At 66.3% G+C, this 18739-nt stretch carries 20 protein-coding genes; 7 read left to right on the top strand and 13 right to left on the bottom strand.

The window, feature by feature from the left end; translation table 11 throughout:
• The first annotated feature begins 111 nt into the window (after positions 1–111).
• Together K3M67_RS13705 and K3M67_RS13710 are read left to right on the top strand one after the other, a co-directional pair.
• Positions 112–813: a dienelactone hydrolase family protein gene (locus K3M67_RS13705; RefSeq protein ID WP_066865650.1), complete on the top strand. Its 702-nt coding sequence runs from the start codon at positions 112–114 to the stop codon at positions 811–813.
• A complete protein-coding gene (locus tag K3M67_RS13710; RefSeq protein WP_232313910.1) occupies positions 813–1781 on the top strand; it encodes a quinone oxidoreductase family protein in 969 nt (322 codons plus the stop codon). The genes K3M67_RS13705 and K3M67_RS13710 overlap by 1 nt, the downstream gene beginning before the upstream one ends.
• Positions 1782–1858: 77 nt before the next feature.
• On the opposite strand, the gene K3M67_RS13715 is transcribed toward K3M67_RS13710, so the two are convergent.
• Together K3M67_RS13715 and rho are read right to left on the bottom strand one after the other, a co-directional pair.
• On the bottom strand, positions 1859–2581 hold the full coding sequence (locus K3M67_RS13715; RefSeq protein ID WP_066865653.1) for a YjbE family putative metal transport protein: 723 nt from the start codon (positions 2579–2581) through the stop codon (positions 1859–1861).
• 122 nt (positions 2582–2703) lie between these two features.
• A complete protein-coding gene (gene rho / locus K3M67_RS13720; protein ID WP_066865656.1) occupies positions 2704–3960 on the bottom strand; it encodes a transcription termination factor Rho in 1257 nt (418 codons plus the stop codon).
• Positions 3961–4225: 265 nt separating this feature from the next.
• Here rho and K3M67_RS13725 point away from each other — a divergent pair, with 265 nt between their 5' ends.
• Positions 4226–5218 carry an aspartyl protease family protein gene (locus K3M67_RS13725; protein ID WP_285831719.1) on the top strand — a complete coding sequence of 331 codons (993 nt, stop codon included), beginning with the start codon at positions 4226–4228 and terminating at the stop codon, positions 5216–5218.
• Positions 5219–5230: 12 nt separating this feature from the next.
• Here K3M67_RS13725 and K3M67_RS13730 read toward each other — a convergent pair whose 3' ends face one another.
• The 6 genes from K3M67_RS13730 to K3M67_RS13755 form a co-directional block, all read right to left on the bottom strand.
• The gene (locus tag K3M67_RS13730) at positions 5231–7321 is read right to left on the bottom strand and encodes a transglycosylase domain-containing protein (RefSeq protein ID WP_066865662.1); all 2091 of its coding nucleotides are present in this window, start codon (positions 7319–7321) and stop codon (positions 5231–5233) included.
• A gap of 141 nt (positions 7322–7462) precedes the next feature.
• Positions 7463–7867 (bottom strand): peptide-methionine (R)-S-oxide reductase MsrB, encoded by a 405-nt coding sequence (gene msrB / locus K3M67_RS13735; protein WP_285831720.1) that lies wholly within the window; start codon positions 7865–7867, stop codon positions 7463–7465.
• A gap of 31 nt (positions 7868–7898) precedes the next feature.
• Positions 7899–8927 carry a DNA polymerase III subunit delta gene (gene holA / locus K3M67_RS13740; protein ID WP_285831721.1) on the bottom strand — a complete coding sequence of 343 codons (1029 nt, stop codon included), beginning with the start codon at positions 8925–8927 and terminating at the stop codon, positions 7899–7901.
• Positions 8924–9424 carry an LPS assembly lipoprotein LptE gene (gene lptE, locus K3M67_RS13745; protein ID WP_066865978.1) on the bottom strand — a complete coding sequence of 167 codons (501 nt, stop codon included), beginning with the start codon at positions 9422–9424 and terminating at the stop codon, positions 8924–8926. The genes holA and lptE overlap by 4 nt, the downstream gene beginning before the upstream one ends.
• Positions 9425–9522: 98 nt before the next feature.
• The gene (leuS, locus tag K3M67_RS13750) at positions 9523–12036 is read right to left on the bottom strand and encodes a leucine--tRNA ligase (protein ID WP_285831722.1); all 2514 of its coding nucleotides are present in this window, start codon (positions 12034–12036) and stop codon (positions 9523–9525) included.
• A 101-nt stretch (positions 12037–12137) separates the two neighbouring features.
• Entirely contained in the window at positions 12138–12584 is a 447-nt protein-coding gene (locus K3M67_RS13755) for a DUF3576 domain-containing protein (RefSeq protein ID WP_066865674.1), read from the bottom strand.
• Positions 12585–12838: 254 nt separating this feature from the next.
• Here K3M67_RS13755 and K3M67_RS13760 point away from each other — a divergent pair, with 254 nt between their 5' ends.
• The 3 genes from K3M67_RS13760 (at position 12839) to K3M67_RS13770 (ending at position 14385) form a co-directional block, all read left to right on the top strand.
• Complete coding sequence (locus K3M67_RS13760; RefSeq protein WP_066865677.1) at positions 12839–13558, top strand: hypothetical protein; 720 nt, start codon at positions 12839–12841, stop codon at positions 13556–13558.
• 225 nt (positions 13559–13783) lie between these two features.
• A complete protein-coding gene (locus K3M67_RS13765) occupies positions 13784–14140 on the top strand; it encodes a hypothetical protein (RefSeq protein WP_285831723.1) in 357 nt (118 codons plus the stop codon).
• Positions 14141–14196: 56 nt separating this feature from the next.
• Positions 14197–14385, top strand: a complete 189-nt coding sequence (locus K3M67_RS13770; protein ID WP_285831724.1) for a hypothetical protein — start codon at positions 14197–14199, stop codon at positions 14383–14385.
• A 58-nt stretch (positions 14386–14443) separates the two neighbouring features.
• On the opposite strand, the gene K3M67_RS13775 is transcribed toward K3M67_RS13770, so the two are convergent.
• From K3M67_RS13775 to K3M67_RS13785, 3 genes are read right to left on the bottom strand one after another with little or no spacing between them, the layout of a single operon-like run.
• Positions 14444–14848, bottom strand: coding sequence for a hypothetical protein (locus K3M67_RS13775; protein ID WP_066865685.1), 405 nt, complete (start codon positions 14846–14848; stop codon positions 14444–14446).
• A 54-nt stretch (positions 14849–14902) separates the two neighbouring features.
• Positions 14903–15625, bottom strand: a complete 723-nt coding sequence (gene gloB, locus K3M67_RS13780) for a hydroxyacylglutathione hydrolase (RefSeq protein ID WP_285831725.1) — start codon at positions 15623–15625, stop codon at positions 14903–14905.
• Between the two features lie 5 nt (positions 15626–15630).
• The gene (locus K3M67_RS13785; protein WP_066865689.1) at positions 15631–16065 is read right to left on the bottom strand and encodes a VOC family protein; all 435 of its coding nucleotides are present in this window, start codon (positions 16063–16065) and stop codon (positions 15631–15633) included.
• Positions 16066–16167: 102 nt separating this feature from the next.
• Between K3M67_RS13785 and K3M67_RS13790 the strand changes: the two genes are divergently transcribed.
• Positions 16168–16875 carry an SIMPL domain-containing protein gene (locus K3M67_RS13790; RefSeq protein ID WP_066865692.1) on the top strand — a complete coding sequence of 236 codons (708 nt, stop codon included), beginning with the start codon at positions 16168–16170 and terminating at the stop codon, positions 16873–16875.
• Between the two features lie 152 nt (positions 16876–17027).
• On the opposite strand, the gene K3M67_RS13795 is transcribed toward K3M67_RS13790, so the two are convergent.
• Entirely contained in the window at positions 17028–17894 is an 867-nt protein-coding gene (locus tag K3M67_RS13795; RefSeq protein ID WP_285831726.1) for a tetratricopeptide repeat protein, read from the bottom strand.
• Entirely contained in the window at positions 17894–18661 is a 768-nt protein-coding gene (locus K3M67_RS13800) for an alpha/beta fold hydrolase (RefSeq protein ID WP_066865698.1), read from the bottom strand. The genes K3M67_RS13795 and K3M67_RS13800 overlap by 1 nt, the downstream gene beginning before the upstream one ends.
• Positions 18662–18739 lie beyond the last annotated feature (78 nt).

An 18739-nucleotide genomic window follows, 5' to 3' on the forward strand; every position in this document is an offset into this window, starting at 1 on the left:
CATGCCGCAACTCGCGCTATCAACGCAAATTTTTAAACGCGGCAAGTGGTTGCGCCTTTGTCGCGATCAGCCAATATGCGGACCAGAATCAAAGGTGGAAAGGATATCGGCATGGGCAGCTTCACCCCTATCGCCACGTTGGAAGGCGATGCGCAGTTCGACGCCTATGTGGCGCAACCCGAAGGAACACCGAGCGCGGCCATCATCGTCATCCAGGAAATTTTCGGGGTGAATGAGGGCATTCGCCGGAAATGCGACAACTGGGCCAAGGCGGGCTATCTCGCCTATGCGCCGGACCTGTTCTGGCGCGAGCAGCCGCATATCGAACTGGACGCCGACGTACCGGAGGAATTCCAGGCGGCGATCGGCCACATGCAGAAATTCAACCAGGACCGGGGCATCCGCGACATCGAAGCGACAATCAAGGCCGCGCGCGCCGGACTGGGCGGCACCGGCAAAGTCGGGCTGGTCGGCTATTGCCTGGGCGGGCGGCTGGCATTCATGGCCGCCTGCCGCACCGATGGCGACGCCTTTGTCGGCTATTATGGCGTTGGCATCGACGGGCTGCTGAACGAGCAACATGCGATCGGCAAGCCGGTGCTGCTGCACATTCCGACGGCCGATCACTTCGTCCTGCCCGACGCGCAGAAGGCGATGCATGAAGGGCTGGCGGACAATCGCCATGTCACGCTGTACGACTATGAAGGGCTGGATCACGGCTTTGCCGCCGAAATGGGCGCCCGCCGCGATGAGCAGGCCGCAACCCTTGCCGACCGGCGAACGGCGGACTTTTTCGCCGAGCATCTCGCCTGATGGCCAAAACATGGCGCATGGTGGCGCGCAGCCATGGCGGGCCGGAAGTCATCGCGCGCGAGGATTTCGATCCGGGCGCACCGGGTGAAGGCGAATTGCTGATCGAACAGGACGCGATCGGTCTCAACTTCATCGATACCTATTATCGCACCGGCCTCTACCCCGCGCCCCTCCCAACGCCCCTGGGATCGGAAGGCGCGGGCCGGGTCGTCGCGGTGGGCGCGGGCGTCACCGGCTTCGCGCCGGGCGACCGGGTGGGCTGCGTCAGCGGACTCGGCGCCTATGCCACGCATCGCCTCATCGCCGCGGATCGGGCGGTGAAGATCCCCGACGCCATCTCCAGCGCGGATGCGGCGGCCATGATGCTCAAGGGCATGACCGCCTGCTATCTGGCGGAGGACAGCATCGCCCTCCGGCCCGGCCAGGTCGCGCTGGTCCATGCCGCGGCGGGCGGCGTCGGATCGATCCTCCTTCCCTGGCTGCGCGACAAGGGCGTGGTCGTCATCGCCCATTGCGGGTCGGCAGAAAAGGCGGCGACCGTGGCGGCCGATCACAGCCTGCATGGCGCGTTCGACGGACTCGCCGCCACGGTCCGCGAACTGACCGGGGGCAAGGGCGTCGATGTCGTCTATGACGGCGTCGGCAAGGACAGCTGGACTGCCTCGCTCGCCAGCCTCAAGCGGCGCGGCCTGATGGTAAGCTACGGCAATGCCTCCGGGGCGGTGCCGCCGGTCAGCCTGCTGGACCTCAGCCGCGGCGGGTCGCTCTATGTCACCCGTCCGACCCTGTTCGATTATATCGCGACGGCGCAGGAACTGGCGCACACCGCCGATCGCCTGTTCGACCGGATGCAGCGCGGCGTCGTCACCGCGACGATCGGCCAGCGGTTCGCGCTGGCCGACGCGGCGGAGGCGCATCGGGCGCTGGAGGCACGACAGACCACCGGCGCGACCGTCCTCCTGCCCTGACCATCTTCGGCCGAAACGCATGAAAAAGGGGGCGGCACCGACGGTGCCGCCCCCTTTTTCGTGGCCGTAATCCGGGATCAGGCGAACAGGGTGAGGATGCCCACCTGATGATCGACGAAGCCGTCATAGATCATCTTCACCGCCACATAGATGATGACGGCAAGGCCCAGATAGGCGATCCAGCGGAAACGCTCGATATATTTGGCGATGATGTTCGCCGCGATACCCATCAGCGCGACCGACAGGATCAGGCCGATGATGAGGATACCGGGATGATCCCGCGCGGCACCGGCAACCGCCAGCACATTGTCCAGGCTCATGGACACGTCGGCCACGGCGACCGCCCATGCCGCGCCGGCGAAGCTCTTGGCCGGACGCAGCCCCGACACGTCGTCGTCGCTGGTGTCGCCCGGCGTATCGCCGCCACGCTTGGGGTGGAGTTCGCGCCACATCTTGAAGCTGACCCAGAGCAGCAGCAGGCCGCCCGCCAGGATCAGGCCGACAATCTGCATCAGCTGGCTGACCACCAGCGCGAAACCGATGCGCAGCACCAGTGCGGCGATGATGCCGATCAGGATCACCTTCTGCCGCTGCGCCGCGGGGAGGCCCGCCGCCAGCGCGCCGACGACGATGGCGTTGTCGCCGGCCAACAATATGTCGATCATCAGCACCTGGCCAAAGGCGGCTAATGCGCTAGGTGATCCGATGTTGCTGAAATCATTGACGATATGCTGCCAGATGTCGGCCGGGGAACCCAGTCCCTGAACGGTCGCGGCGGCGGTGGCGAAAAGGTCGAACATGGCGGCCCAACGTCCCTGTGGTTAAAAAGCGAAAGCCGGACCATGGCATGGCCCGGCGATCACGGCAAAAACATAAGGCATGGCGGCGGCCGATCCATCCGGATCGCCCCCCGCCATGCCGCTTACTGGTTCATGGTCGCGAAGAAATCCTCGTTGGTCTTGGAATCCTTCATCTTGTCGAGCAGGAATTCCATCGCGTCGACCGTGCCCATCTGCATCAGGATACGGCGCAGCACCCACATCTTGCTGAGCGTCGGCTTCTCGACCAGCAACTCTTCCTTGCGGGTGCCCGACTTGCCAACGTCCAGCGCCGGGAAGATGCGCTTGTCGGCGACCTTGCGGTCCAGCACGATTTCCGAGTTGCCGGTGCCCTTGAACTCTTCGAAGATGACTTCGTCCATGCGGCTGCCGGTGTCGATCAGCGCGGTCGCGATGATGGAAAGCGAACCACCCTCCTCAATGTTACGCGCGGCGCCGAAGAAGCGCTTGGGACGCTGCAACGCATTGGCGTCGACACCGCCGGTCAGCACCTTGCCCGACGAAGGCACGACGGTGTTGTAGGCGCGGCCGAGGCGGGTGATGGAGTCGAGCAGGATCACCACATCCTTCTTGTGCTCGACCAGGCGCTTCGCCTTCTCGATCACCATTTCGGCGACCTGGACGTGGCGGGTGGCCGGCTCGTCGAAGGTGGAGGATACGACCTCGCCCTTCACGCTGCGCTGCATGTCGGTGACTTCTTCCGGGCGCTCGTCGATCAGCAGCACGATCAGGAAGACTTCGGGATGATTGTCGGTGATCGCCTTGGCAATATTCTGGAGCATCACCGTCTTGCCGACGCGGGGCGGCGCGACGATCAGCGTGCGCTGGCCCTTGCCCTGCGGGGAAACGATGTCGATGACGCGCGCCGACTTGTCCTTGATCGTCGGGTCCAGCGTGTCGAGCCGCAACTTCTGCTCGGGATAGAGCGGCGTCAGATTGTCGAAATTGACGCGATGGCGGACGACATCGGGATCGTCGAAATTGACGGTGTTGAGCTTGGTCAGCGCGAAATAGCGTTCGCCATCCTTGGGCGCGCGAATCTCGCCCTCCACCGTATCGCCCGTGCGCAGGCCGAACTTGCGGACCTGGTTGGGCGAGACATAGATGTCGTCGGGACCGGCGAGGAAGTTCGCCTCGGGGCTGCGCAGGAAGCCGAAGCCGTCGGGCAGCACCTCGATCGTGCCTTCGCCCATGATCTGTTCGCCATTTTCCGCCTCGGCCTTGAGGATGGCGAACATCAGGTCCTGCTTGCGCAGCGTCGATGCGCCTTCCACGCCGAGTTCCTCGGCCATGGTGACGAGGTCTGCGGGCGCTTGCTTCTTGAGGTCCTTGAGATGCATTTGCGAGTCGGTCCGATGCGGTGGAAGAGAAAATGGGCCGGAAAGGAAGGGGATAGCCGGACAGGAAGGCCGGACAACCCTCGCTCCGGACGGGCGAGGATGAATATTCCGCGTTTAACGATCCGGCAGGGCTTTAGTCAAGGCGGCACTGGCGGCGATCCAGCGGAAATTCGCGCTTTTACAGGAAGGCGCGGCCAGCGGTGGCGCTGGCGCGACCGCCGCCCTTCATGGTATAAGCGATCGATAAGAGAGAGAGGATGAGGATATGCGACGGCTTCGTGCCCTGCTGGGGATCGCGCTTGCGATCGGCGGCGCGCCCCTCGCCGCGCAGGATGCGCCCCCCTCGCCCTTACCTGCGCCCGAAGCCGCCCTTAACCCGCATGTTCCCCCCACAGTCGTCCGCACCGGGCCGTCGCCGGACGAGCGCGTCACGATCCCCATCCATATCGACGGCAAGGGGCCGTGGAACTTCATCATCGACACCGGGTCGCAGCGCACCGTCATCGCCCGCGACCTGGCCGAGCGGCTCGCCCTGCCCGCCCGGTCCAATGTCGTCATCATCAGCATGACCGGCCGGTCCGAAGCGACCACCGTCGCCGTGCCGAGGCTCGGCTTTGGCGGCGGCACGGTCGACGATATCGAGGCGCCCGTGCTGGAGGGCGAGCATCTGGGCGCGCCGGGCCTGCTCGGCCTGGACAGCCTGCACGCCAAGCGGGTGACGCTCAACTTCCGTACCGGGCGAATGGAGATCGCCGACAGCGGCGCGCGACGACGAGTCTCGGTCGAACCGGACACGATCGTCGTGGAGGCCCGGCGCAAGCGCGGCCAGCTGATCCTGCTCGATTCCGACGTCAACGGGATGCGGGTCAACATCATGCTCGACACCGGCACCAATTACAGCATCGGCAATCTCGCGCTGCGCGACAAGCTGGTCCGCAAGAAGCGCGCGCCCGATCTGCTGACCGCGACGCTAACCAGCGTCACCGGCGGCACGCTGGTCGGGCAGGTCGGCCGGATCAAGTCGGTGCGGATGGGGCGCGTCAACCTGACCGAGGTGCCGGTGATCTTCGCCGACGCCAGCCCCTTTGCCGAATTGGGGATGCAGGACAAGCCGGCGCTGCTGCTGGGTATCAGCGCGCTCAAGATTTTCGACCGGGTCGCGATCGACTTCGGCCGGGGCAAGGTCGACTTTCTGCTGCCCGATGCCAGCGCGGTCGATAATCTGCGCCTGGCGGCGAACGATCAACCCACCGGGTAGCGGCGACGCAGGCTACTGCCCCGGCGTCGGCCGGTTCGCCGCCGGCGGCTGTTGCCGCTGCCGATCACGACCCAACACATTGTCGATCCATTGCTGGTCCAGGCGCGGCGGCTGGGGCCGATCCTCCGGATCGACCTCCATCTGCGGCTCGTCCGCGTCCGACCCCTCGGGCCGGGGGCGGTCGATCGGCAGCCCGTTCTCATCGACCATCATGCCGCCATCGGCGCCGCTGTCCGGGGTGCCGAAATAGGCTTCCTCATCGGGTTCCAGCTGCCATTCGGGCAGCGTGACCTCGGTCTCGAACTGTTCGACCGGCCGCTTCGCCACCGCCACCTTCATATAGTCGGCAAAGGCGCGCGCGGGGGCGCGACCGCCCTGGAGAACGCCGACCGCCCGGGCGTCGTCACGCCCCATCCACACGCCGGTGGTGATGCCGCTCGAAAAGCCCAGGAACCAGCCATCCTTGTTGCTGCTGGTGGTGCCGGTCTTGCCCGCGACCGGACGCCCGATCGACGCCGCACGGCCGGTGCCCGTCGACACGGCGGTCTGCATCAGGTCGGTCATGCCGGCGGCGACCCATGGGGCGACCAGCACCCGACTGGTATCGTCCTGATGGCTGTAGAGCAGGCGGCCGTCGGCGGTCGTCACCTTGGTGATGCCATAGGGCGTCACCGCGATCCCCTTGCGCGCGATCGAGGCGAAGGCGCGGGTCATGTCGATCAGGCGCACGTCCGACGTGCCCAGCACCATGGAGGGATGGGTGTTGATCGGGGTGGTGATGCCGAAGCGGCGGGCCATATCGGCGACGGTCGGGAAGCCCACCTCGACGCCCAGCTTCGCCGCGACGGTGTTGATCGAGTAAGCGAAGGCGGTGCGAACGTCGATGTCGCCGGAAAAGCGGCCCGAACTGTTGCGTGGCGACCAGCCGTTGATCGTCACCGGCTCGTCGGTGACGCCGGTGTCGGGGGTATAGCCCGCCTCCAGCGCCGCCATATAGACAAAGATCTTCCACGCGGAACCGGGCTGGCGCGTCGCGGTGGTGGCGCGGTTGTAGTTGGAGCTGACATAATCCAGCCCGCCGACCATCGCCCGCACCGCTCCGTCGCGGTCCAGGCTGACCAATGCGCCCTGCGTGCCTGCGGGAACATTGGCCTTGATCGCCGCCGTCGCCGCATTCTGCATGTTCAGGTCGATGGTGGTGTAGACCTCCAGCGGCTCGTTCGGCTCGTCGATCAGCAGGTCGAGCTGGGGCAAGGCCCAGTCAGTGAAGTAACGCACGCTGTTTTGCGGCGGCTCGGGCGCCATGCGGACGCCCGCCAGGTCGGCGCCGGCGCGCTCGGACGCCGAAATCGCGCCATTTTCCTGCATCAGGTCCAGCACCACGCCGGCGCGGCCGATCGCGGCCTCCGCATCGGCGGTGGGGGAGTAGCTGGACGGCGCCTTGACCAGGCCGGCGATGATCGCCGCTTCGGGCAGGTCCAGCGCAGTGGCCGGATGGCCGAAAAATTTGCGGCTGGCCGCGTCGATGCCATAGGCGCCACCGCCGAAATAGACCTTGTTGAGGTAAAGTTCGAGGATCTGCCGCTTGGAGAATTTCCGCTCCAGCGCCAGAGCCAGCACCATTTCGCGGATCTTGCGGCCGAAACTGTAGCTGTTGTTGAGGAAGATGTTGCGCGTGACCTGCTGGGTGATCGTCGACGCCCCCTGCCAGCGACGCCCCTGCCCCCGTCGCTCGACCGCAACCCAGGCGGCGCGCGCCATGCCGATCGGATCCACGCCGGGGTGCAGGTAGAAACGCTTGTCCTCGGTCGACACCATCGCGTCGACCATCACCTGCGGGATGCGGTCATAGCTCAGCCACTGGCCGAAGCTCGGCCCCAGCGACACGATGACGCTGCCGTCCGCGGCATGAACGCGGATCATCTGGCCATTGGGGGAGGATTTCAGGCTGTCATAGTCGGGCAGCGACTGCATCGCGATCACAACCGCGATCACCACGGCCAGCAGGCCCGCCACCGCCGCCGCCAGGCCGATCTTCAGCCCGCGCACCAGCCATTTCCTTGCGCGACCGGGCGCGCCCTTGCTCTTGCTTGATCCTGCCATTTGTGCCGCTTCGAATAGGCGCTATTCCGTGCGGCGGCCAGCGCAAATCATGCGTCCGGCGTGGAAAAACACCATTGCGGCGTCCCTGCGGAATCGCGCTTTATCGCGGATGAGCGGCGTCCGTCGCTGCCGACCTCTCCGCTATTTTCCCTCGCTGCGCGGCTTGAAGTCCAGGCTGGCGCTGTTCAGGCAGTAACGCAGGCCATCGACCCCCGGCCCGTCGGGAAAGACATGGCCCAGATGCCCCTCGCAGGTGGCGCAACGGACCTCCGTCCGCATCATCCCGTGGCTGGTGTCGCGCACTTCCTCGACCGCGTCGATATCGACCGGCGCGGTGAAGCTGGGCCAGCCCGATCCGCTGTCATATTTTTCCTCGGCATCGAACAGTTCGGTGCCGCACCCGGCGCAAAAATAGACGCCGTCCGCCTTGTTGCTGTTATATTTGCCGGTGAAGGCGCGCTCCGTCCCCGCCTCGCGCAGCACATGATATTGCTCGGGGGACAGGCGCTGGCGCCATTCGGCTTCAGTGAGATTCATCTTCTCCATGGCCGCAATATGGCGCTGTCCCGCAGGGCGATCAAGCCCGCTCCCGCGCCGCCTGTCGCGTGATCGCCAGCAATTCGTGGCGAACCATCAGGTCGCCTGTGCCCCTGCCGCCGCGACTGGCGCGCTCCGCCTCCAGCAGCCGCTGGATGACCCGCGCGATCCCGGGCGCATCCCACAGCCGCACCTGGCGCGACACCAGCCCCTTCTCCTTCCAGAAGACCGCCTTGCCCGCAGTCTCGATCGCCGCCTCCAGCCGGCCGCTGGCGTCGAAGGCGTCGCGGATCGTGGCGATCAGCATGGCCCGCGTCAGCAGCGGGCGGATGACCGACGCCATGGCAGCGCCGGTTTCGCTCAGGCTCGTCAATTCCCGGTGCATGGCTTTCAGGTCGCCGCCCAGCACCGCGTTGACCAGCGGCGCGACCTCCGTATCGGGGTTGTCGGCGGACAGCGCATCGAGCGCGTCGGCGGTCGCCTCGCACGGCCGCTCGGGCGCGGCGTCCAGATAGAGGATCAGCTTCTCCACCTCGCCGGCCATCAACGCCCGGTCGCCATTGGCGAGATCGACGATGCGGCGCGCCAGTTCGGTCGGCAGGCGCAGCCCGCCCTCGCGCGCGATGGCGATCGCGATCTGCTCCGATTCGCGCGCATCGGGCTGGTAGGAGATGAAAGCCAGTGCCGCCTTGTGGTCGAGCGCGAGCTTGACCAGCTTGGACGTGCTCTTGAGCGCACCCGCCACCGCGATCACCGGATTGCCCGCCGCCTCCGCCTCCAGCAGCGCGGTCAGCGCCGGCAGCGATTCGTCCCCCATGCCGCTGATGCGGACCCAGCGCCGGTCCCCGAACATGGAAAAGGACGCCGCCTCGTCCGACAGGCGCGCCGGGTCATCCTTCAGCGTCGATCCGTCCAGGTCGATCCGTTCCGCCTGCGGCCCCATGGCGCGCTCCAGCCGCTTCGCCAGCGCCTGGCTCCCCGCTTCGTCGGGGCCGTAGAGCAGGAAGAAGCGGACGTCGGCGGGCGGCGCATCCAGCGCCTTTTCGATCTGGCCCCGGCTGGCCTTCAAGGATTGGGGGCCTTGCGCGAAAAGAGCGCGAGGCGGGTCACGATCTGGTCCGCCACCGTCTGCGACAGCCGCTCCAGCGCGGTGTCTTCGGCCGCGATCGTGGCATATTCGCTGGACGTGACGTCGATGCCCGCGTCCGAACCGGCGGTATCGTCCAGGATCTGCGCGCCGGTGGCCTCGTCGACCAGCTGGTAGCGCGCCCGCAGCGTCCTCCGCTCGCGCGTGATGGCGGCGTCGGCGCGCAGGCCGAAGCCGCTGATGTCGTCGTCCAGTTTCACCACCAGCTTGTAGCGCGGCCCGCTGCCGCCGCTCATCGCCGACAGCCGGTCGTTGAGCGCGTTGCGCACCAGCCATCCGGCCTTGCCCTCGATCGGCGCGACCTCGACATTGCCCAGCGCCTGCGCCACCGCGCCATGGCTCCCGCCGCCATAGACCGGGCGCAGCCCGCAGGCGGTGAGGGACGCAAGAGCGATCAAGAGCAGGGGCGAAGGCTTCATGCCAACCTCCATAACCGTTCGCCCTGAGCCTGTCGAAGGGCTTTCCTTCTTCCGAAGAAAAGCAAAGGCTTCGACAGGCTCAGCCTGAACGGATGTTGTTAGATGACCAGATTGACCAGGCGATCCGGCACCACGATCACCTTCTTCGGCGTCGCGCCGTCGAGGATGCGGACCACATTGGGCGCGGCGAGGGCGAGGCGTTCCAGCTCGTCCTTCGGCGTCCCCTTGGCCACGGTGATGGTGTCGCGCAGCTTGCCCATCACCTGGCAGGCGATCGTCACCTCGTCATCGACCAGCAGCGCCGGGTCGACCGCAGGCCAGGCCGCGTCGGCGATCAGGCCGTCCTGGCCCATCTCGGCCCAGCCCTCTTCGGCCAGATGCGGCGTCATCGGCGCGACCAGCAGCGCCAGCGTGCGAATCGCGGCGGTGCGCGACGCCGACGGCTTGGCCTTCTCGATCGCGTTCACCAGTTCGTAGATCTTGGCGACCGCCTTGTTGAAGCCCAGAGCCTCGACATCGCGGGCGACGCCGTCGATCGTCTGGTGCAGCTTGCGGTCCAGAGCCTTGTCCTCCCCTTCGGCAGACGCATCCGCTTCGCCGAACAGGCGCCAGACGCGATTGACGAAACGCCAGCTGCCCTCGATCCCGGCCTCGGTCCAAGGCAGGTCGCGCTCGGGCGGGCTGTCCGACAGCATGAACCAGCGCACCGCGTCCGCACCATATTGGGCGATGATGTCGTCGGGATCGACCACATTCTTCTTGGACTTGGACATTTTCTCGACACGGCCGACCGTCACTGACGCCCCGCCATCGACCATGACCAGCCCTTCGCCCTGCTTCACCACATCCTGCGGCGCGAGCCAGGCGCCTTCGGGCGACTTGTACGTCTCATGCGTCACCATGCCCTGCGTGAACAGGCCGGTGAACGGCTCGGCAAAGCCCAATTGCCCCATATGCTGGAGCGCGCGGGTCCAGAAGCGGGCGTAGAGCAGGTGCAGGATCGCATGTTCCACGCCGCCGATATACTGCCCGACCGGCAGCCATTGCTCGACCGTTGCCCGGTCGAACGGCCTGTCCTTGGGCTGGCTGGCGAAGCGGATGAAATACCAGCTCGAATCCGCGAACGTATCGAGCGTGTCGGTCTCGCGCACGGCCGGACGCCCACAGGACGGGCAGTCGACATGCTTCCAGCTCGGATGGCGATCAAGCGGATTGCCGGGAATGTCGAAGCTGACATCCTCTGGCAGCACGACCGGCAGCTGCTCCTTGGGCACGCCCACCGGGCCGCAGCTATCGCAATGGATGACCGGGATCGGCGTGCCCCAGTAGCGCTGGCGCGACACGCCCCAGTCGCGCAGGCGGAACACGGTCTTGCCCGCGCCCCAGCCTTCGGATTCGGCGCGGGCGATGACGGCGGCCTTGGCCTCCTCGATCGCCATGCCATTGAGGAAGCGGCTGTTCACCAGGCGGCCCGGCCCCGTATAGGCTTCATTGTGGATCGGCGCCTGCTCGTCGCCTTCCGCCGCGACGACGCGCTCCACCGGCAGCATATATTTGCGCGCGAAGTCCAGGTCGCGCTGATCGTGCCCGGGCACGCCCATGACCGCGCCGGTGCCATAGTCCATCAGCACGAAATTGGCGATGAAGACGGGCAACTGCCAGTCGGGATCGAAGGGATGCGCAACGGTGAGACCGGTGTCGAAGCCCAGCTTCTCCGCCGTTTCCAGTTCCGCCGCGGTGGTGCCGCCTTCCTTGCACTTCTCGATGAAGGCGACGGCGTCGGGGTTGCCTGCCGCCACCGCCTGCGCCACCGGATGGTCGGCCGCGATTGCCACGAAGCTCGCGCCGAAGATGGTGTCGGGACGGGTCGAATAGACCTCGATCCTCGTGTCGAACGGCGCGACCGGCTCGAAATGGAATTGCAGGCCGACCGACTTGCCGATCCAGTTTTCCTGCATCGTCCGCACCTTGTCGGGCCACTGGTCGAGGGTCTTGAGGCCCTCCAGCAGGTCGTCGGCGAACTGGGTGATCTTGAGGAACCACTGGGACAGCTTGCGCTTCTCGACCAGCGCGCCCGATCGCCAGCCGCGCCCGTCGATCACCTGCTCGTTCGCCAGCACGGTCATGTCGACCGGGTCCCAGTTGACCGCGCTTTCCTTGCGATAGACCAGCCCCGCTTCCAGCATGTCCAGGAACAGCGCCTGTTCATGGCCATAATAGTCGGGCTCGCAGGTCGCGAGTTCGCGGCTCCAGTCGATCGCGAAGCCCAGCTTCTTGAGCTGCGCGCGCATGTTGGCGATATTCTCGCGGGTCCATGACCCCGGATGGACCTTCTTTTCCATCGCGGCATTTTCGGCCGGCATTCCAAAGGCGTCCCAGCCCATCGGATGCAGCACCTCATGGCCCGTCATGCGGCGGAAACGCGCCAGCACGTCGCCCATCGAATAGTTGCGGACATGGCCGATATGGATGCGCCCCGACGGATAGGGGAACATTTCCAGCACATAGGAACGGGGCTTGGTCGACGCGTCGTCGGCCTTGAAGCTCTGCTGCTCGTCCCAGGTCGCCTGCCAGCGGGCGTCGGCCTCAAACGGGTTGAAGCGCCTTTGCATGTCATGTCCTTACAAATGCGAGCGGGCTGGGCCTTTGATGAAGCCCAGCCCCGATGGTGTGAAAGGGGCGTGGCACCCGCCCCGCCCGGAAGGGGTTTGGGTCAGCCGATCGCCATGCGGCGCAGGTCGCGCGCCTTGGTGAGGATGATCTCCTCCAGCTTCTGCGTCGTCGCCGCCTTGACCGGCGCGTCGATCCACTGGCCATTCTGGTTGACCTGACGGCTGGCCGCGACGCGCAGCGCGTCGGCGCGCAGATCCTGGTCCAGGATCGACACGGTCAGCTTCATCCGCTCATTGGGGCTGTTGGGATTGGTGTACCAGTCGGTGACGATCACGCCGCCGTTCGAATCGGTCTGCACCATCGGCATGAAGGACAGGGTGTCGAGGCTGGCGCGCCACAGATAGGCGTTGACGCCGATCGTCGTCACCTTCGACGCGGCGAGGTCCGCCTTGGGGCGTTCCTTGGAGCCGCCCCCGCAGGCAGCGAGCGGCAGGAGCGCGGCCAGCAGCAGGCCGGCGGAAACGGAGGCGGGAAGGCGGCGGACCATCAGGCATGTCCTAACTGAAATGACGAAAATCAGCCCGCTTCTATAGTGCGCGGGCGGCAATGGGCAAGGGGGCGCAGGGTAGCGCCGCATCGGTCCGCCGCGCTTGCGCATCCCACATGGCGGAACCTGCCGCCCGATCCTGTGTATTCCGTGCAACAGCTCCGACAAAAAGGGACTCCCGCCCCTAGCCAGTGGCGGCTTTGCGGGTGTAAAGCGTTACCAAAGATTAAGACAGCGGGGATGAGAGTCGGGACATGCGTGTGAACAGGGGACATTTGGCGATAGCAGGCGCGGCGACTGCCGTTGCCGGCTTCTTGCTGTCGCCCGCGTTCGGCGCCGCGACCGACCTTGTTCATCTGCGCGCCGACGCCCCCGTCTCGCTGGGCGCGCTGGGCAGCATCTCCTCTTTCACCCCGACGACCAAGGACCCGCAACTGGCAGCCGCCTATGCGAAGGTCGCCGCCTCGGCCAGCCGTCAGGGCTTTCGCTTCACCCCGACCAGCGGATCGCTGAGCGGCCAGCGCTCGATCACCATCATGGTCCGCGCCGCCGACCGCGTCACCAGCCCGACGTCCGATCCGGTCGACATCAAGCCGATGGCGTTCAGCCTGAGCGGATCGCACAACTGGCGCAAGTTCGCCCTGCCCGAAGCAGTGGGCCGCAAGGCGCTGGACCCGGTGCCGGTCGAAACCATGGTCGATGCCAAGAATTTCTCGCTGGATGACGGCAAGAAGGACCGCTTCAGCACCAAGGTGCTGATCGAAAACCGCCGCGACACCGTCACCGGCGTGCGCAATCCGTCGGCGGACAAGGATTATTCGCTGGACCTCGCCAGCTCCTATTCGCTGACCCGCAACCTCAATGTGACGGCGGGCGTGCGCTACAACAATAATGTCGTGGGCCGCCTGACCCCGATGACCGACGACCGGCAGGACAGCCAGGCCGTCTATCTCGGCACCATCTTCAAATTCTGATCCGGCCGGGTCGGTCCCGGGTACAGCGCGGCTGACGATTCGCCTCGCCTTGATCAGCCGCAGACCGTCGGCGCCAGTCACGACCACAGGCGTCCGCCCGCCCCCTACGAAGAGACCATTAGGTCGCCGGCACGCCCTGTGGTAAGATCCCGCATCGCGACACTGATGATCCAGACATGTTGTGACTGAGAGAGATTTGCGCTCCCGTTTGGAAAGGAGAGCGACATGTCCAACTCATCCAATTCCTACGCTTCATCCTCGCTGCCGCCCGGCGATCTGCACATCCGTGTCGAGCGGCAGGGCCTTGCCTTGGGCGCGGCGCGCGAACGGACGCTGCGCGCCGACACGGATTCGCGGGATCTTGAAATGCGGCTGGAGGCAGCGATCGATGATTGGGAAAATGAAGGCGGCACCGCCAACCCGGTCGCCCCCGCGTCCCTGCCCGGCCTTCCCGACAGGATCGGCGGCCTGCGCTGGCTTGCCGATCTGTTTCGCGACGACACTCTTTCCCGTGCGGTCATTTTCAACGGCCTGCTCTTGCTGATCGCGGCGGCGGGTCTCGCTGTCCTGCTGAACGATTGACGCCGATGCCCCCGCAGCCCCGCGGCCCCGCAGCGCCAACCGGAATGGATCAGGGAATGAATCATCGACGCACCGGACCGGGTCTGGCGGCCGCACCATCGCCCCTGTCGGCCGGCGGACTTGTCCGGCTGCACAGGCTTGGAGCCATGCTCGAAACCGCGCGTGACAAGATCGCGCGTGGCGAAACGCTCTCGCGGGCCGACCGGCAACGCCTCAACGCCGCGCTCGACGCGTTCGCCGCCTGATGAACGGCAGGCCGCCCTTCGAAGCCATCGGCTCGGGAACGACCGTTCCCCCCGCCTGTCACTTCCCCGGCGGCGTGCGGTAGGGGATGAAGTCGCCCAGGGCGCAGGCACCCGATGTGATGCCCGTCTGCAAATTGGCGGTGGTGGTGAAATCGCCCCGGCACAGTTGCGACCCGAAACTGCGCACGATCATCGTGTCGCCATAGGTCAGGCCGTTGCAACTACCGATCAGCTCATTCTTGTAGACCAGCTTCCTGCTCACCCGATAGAGGAGCACATTGTTGCTGATGACCGTCAGGTTGGTCTGCGGCTCGCGGTTGATGCAGCTCTGCTTCTCGCCCGGCACCTTGCCTGCTAGCGCCTTGTCCAGCTCGGCCGCCTGCTTGTCCGTCAGCGGCCGGGGTTCATAGCTGCCGGTGCAGGCCGCCAACAGCAGCGGCGCCATTCCCATCCACGCGCGCATCGCGACTCTCCCGATCATAGCCACCCACAGGACGGCATCATAAGGCAAAAACCGTCAGGCCGCATCCTTGGCCGCGCGTCGTTCGGCCAGTTGCTCGACGCTGCGCGCGCGCATGAAGATGTTGGTCGCCCGCTCCTCCCCGATGCTGGTCGGCACGGTCGGCTCGCCGCGCACGCGCGCCGCCTCCACAGCCGCGACCCGCGCGGCGATCGCTGCATTGTCCGGCTCCACCGTCAGCGCGAAGCGGCCGTTGGAGAGCGTATATTCATGCGCGCAATAGACCGCCGTCTCGTCGGGCAGCGCCGCCAGCCGCGCCATGTTGGCGAACATCTGCGCCGCCGTCCCCTCGAACAGCCGGCCACATCCCATGGCGAACAAGGTATCGCCCACGAAAATGATGCGATCCCCCGCCAGATGATAGGCGATATGCCCCGCCGTATGCGCGGGCACCTCGATCACTGTCGCGGCATGATCGCCGATGCGGACGCAATCGCCCTCTTCCACCGTCCGGTCCAGCGTACCGATCTTCCCGGCCTCCGCCGCCGGGCCGGTGATGATGCACCCTGTCGCGGCCTTGATCGCCGCATTGCCGCCGACATGATCGCCATGCCAGTGGGTGTTCCAGATCTGGCCGATGGTCCATCCCCGCGCGGCCGCCGCCGCCAGCACCGGATCGGCCACCGCCGGGTCGACCGCCACCGTCTCGGCGCTGGCCGGGTCATGCAACAGCCAGACATAATTGTCGCTGAGGACGGGGATGCGGACGACCTCCAGCATGGCGCTCACCAGCTGCCGATATTGGGCATCGACACCCAGGGTTCGGCCGGCTCCAGCCGCCCGTCCTGCAACAGCTCGATCGAGATATTGTCGGGCGTCCGCACGAAGGCCATATGCCCGTCGCGCGGCGGCCGGTTGATCGTCACGCCCGCGTCCATCAGCCGCTGGCAGGTCTCGTAGATATTCTCGACCTGATAGGCGATATGCCCGAAATTGCGGCCGCCATCATAGGTTTCGGCCGGGCTGCCATCCTCCGGCGGCCAGTTGTAGGTCAGCTCGACCTGCGCATCCTCATCGCCCGGCGCGGCGAGATAGACCAGGGTGAAACGGCCCTGTTCGCTGTCGAAGCGCCGGACTTCATTAAGGCCCAGCAGTTCGAAAAAGCCGATGCTCTTGTCCACGTCGGTCACGCGGATCATGCTGTGCAGATATTTGGGCAAGATGGCCTCCGTTCGTCGCTGTAAAGCAACGGTTCATCTCAGGAATGACAGATATGGTCCTAAGATAGGATCGCGCCCCACCGGACGGAAGAGGAAAGCAGCATGGCGATGGAGATGCGGGACAAGGTTTTGCTGGGCAGCGCCGCGCTGCTGGCGGTCGGCATGGTCGCGGGCGGCTATCTGCTGGGCGACGGCCTCACCCGCGCCAGGGCGGCGGACCGCTCGGTCACCGTCCGTGGCCTCGCCGAAAAGGATGTCACCGCCGATCTCGCCACCTGGTCGATCAGCTATTCGGCGACCGGCTTCGACCTGCCCACCGTCCGCGCCGAAATCGACGCCAACACCCGGGAACTGCAATCCTATTTCCGCACCCTCGGCTTCAAGCCCGACGAACTGAAGCCGGTGGGCGCAGGCGTCAACCAGTGGCTGAACAACGGCGTCAGCACGATCACCATCACCCAGCGGATGCTGCTGCGCACGACCGACATCCCGCGCGCGCAAAAGGCCGTGGCGCAGCAATTCGATCTCGTGCGGCGCGGCGTGACGCTCCAGGAAGGATCGGGGATGCGCTACAGTTTCACCAGGCTCAACGATGTGAAGCCCGCGATGGTCGCCGCCGCGACGAAGGACGCCCGCGCCGCCGCCGAACAGTTCGCCAAGGATTCGGGCGCCGGCGTGGGCGGCATCAAGAGCGCGACCCAGGGCTATTTCTCGATCGACGCGCGCGACGGTGAAGGCGGCGACGGTGCCAGCGACACGCCCTACAAGAAGGTGCGCGTCGTCACGACCGTCGACTTCTACCTGAAATAGGAATGCGGCGCCTGTTGCGCCATTTTTCCCTTGAAATGCCCAACAGGACTCAGATTAAATCCTTATATAACAATATATTAAATATCGACACAACCAACCAGCGCGCGCAACTGTCCAGATCGTTGTCGGGATAAGAGCGACGAAGCGCGCGCTCAGCCCCCCGCCGGCAATCGGGTCAGATTGTCCGCCGCCGCCTTGCCCGCGGGCGATTCCGGCGCGATCTTGACTGCCCGTTGCCAGGCCGATCGCGCCACGTCGGCATGATCGGTCAGGATCGCGACATTGCCCTCCTCCAGCGCGACCGAGGCGTCATCGGGGGACAATTGCACGGCCCGCGCAATATGCGCCTGCGCCAGGCGCAGTTCGCCCGATCGCCGCGCCAGCGTCGCCGACAGCAGCCAACCCAGCGGGTCGGCGGGCGCCTGCGCCAGCGCCACGTCCAGCGACTCCCGCGCCGCCTTCATATCGCCCAGCGCCACCAGCGCCCGCGCCCGGTCCAGATGCACCTCGCCCTTTTCCAGCCCGTCGGGCAGGCCGCGCGCCAGCGCCGCGTCGAAACTGGTGCGCGCCTTGGCCACGTCCCCGGCGGCCAGCGCCGCATTGCCCGCCTGCGCCCACAGCCGCGCGCCCTGCACCATCTCGCCGCCGCGTTCCGCCTCCTCGGCCGCCTGTTCGAAGGCGACGATGGCCGGCGTCCAGCGTTCCGCGCGGGCATAGGCGAACCCCATGCAGTGCCGGGCGTAGAAGCTCCCGCCCTCCATCCGCCACTTCTGGGCGAAGGCGACGCCGGCATCGGGCGATTCGATCGCCTGGTCGAGGCAGGTCTGGAACGGTGCGGCGAATTTGGCCGGCACCGGAATCCTGCCGTCGTCGCGGGCGACCGCATTCCCTCCTGCCGGTGCGACCGGCGCCGCCGCCGCTGCGGCGCGCTCCTCCTGCTTCTGCTTGCGGCTGCGGTTCATCACCGCCTCGATCTCGGGGTCATAGGCCTGGAGCAGGAGCGGCAGGAAGAAGGGCATCAGACATTATCCACGGTTTGGGCCAACAGGCTGGCGACGGTGCGGACCAGCAGGGCGATGTCGCCGTCGCGGGAAAGACGATGGTCGCCGTCCTTAATCAGCAGCGTCTGCACATCGGATGAACGCAGCCGCCCGGCGGTCCTCAGCGCGATCTCCCACGGCACGTCCGGGTCCGCCTGTCCGTGCAGCAGCCGCACCGGGCAGTCGATCGCGATTTCATCCTCCAGCAGGCGCAGCCCCTGCCCCGATTCCCAGAAAGCGAGCGTCGTCACATAGGGATGGTCGCCATAGGGCGTCGGCTCCTCGATCCGTCCTTCCGTCCGCAGCAGTGCCTTGTCCGCATCGGTAAAGCCCCACTCCGTGAAATCCGGCGCGGCGGCGATGCCGACGATGCCCGCCACCCGCTCCGGCCGCGCCAGCGCGACCAGAAGTGCCAGCCAGCCCCCCATCGACGATCCGACCAGCACGACCGGTCCCTTCACCAGCGCGTCGAGCAGCAGCAGCACGTCGTCGCGCCAGCTCGCCAGCGTGCCGTCGGCAAAGCGCCCGTCGCTCGCGCCATTGCCGCCATAGTCGAGCCGCAGAATCGCCCGTCCCTGCCGATCCGCCCAGCCATGCAGCGCCACGGCCTTCCCGCCCTCCATGTCGGACATATAGCCCGGCAGGAAGACCAGGGTCGGCCCCACCCCCGCGCTATGGCGATAGGCCAGGCGCAGACCGTCGGGCCGGGTGAAGAAGGCGGGCGGCGCGGGATCGGCGATGGTCATGGGCGTTGTCATATCCTGGTTCAGACGGCGCGCCTGCCCTTAGACCGGCTTTTTGCCGAAACCCAAAAAATAATGCAG

The organism is Sphingobium sp. V4, from assembly GCF_029590555.1.
In the GTDB taxonomy this organism is placed as follows: domain Bacteria; phylum Pseudomonadota; class Alphaproteobacteria; order Sphingomonadales; family Sphingomonadaceae; genus Sphingobium.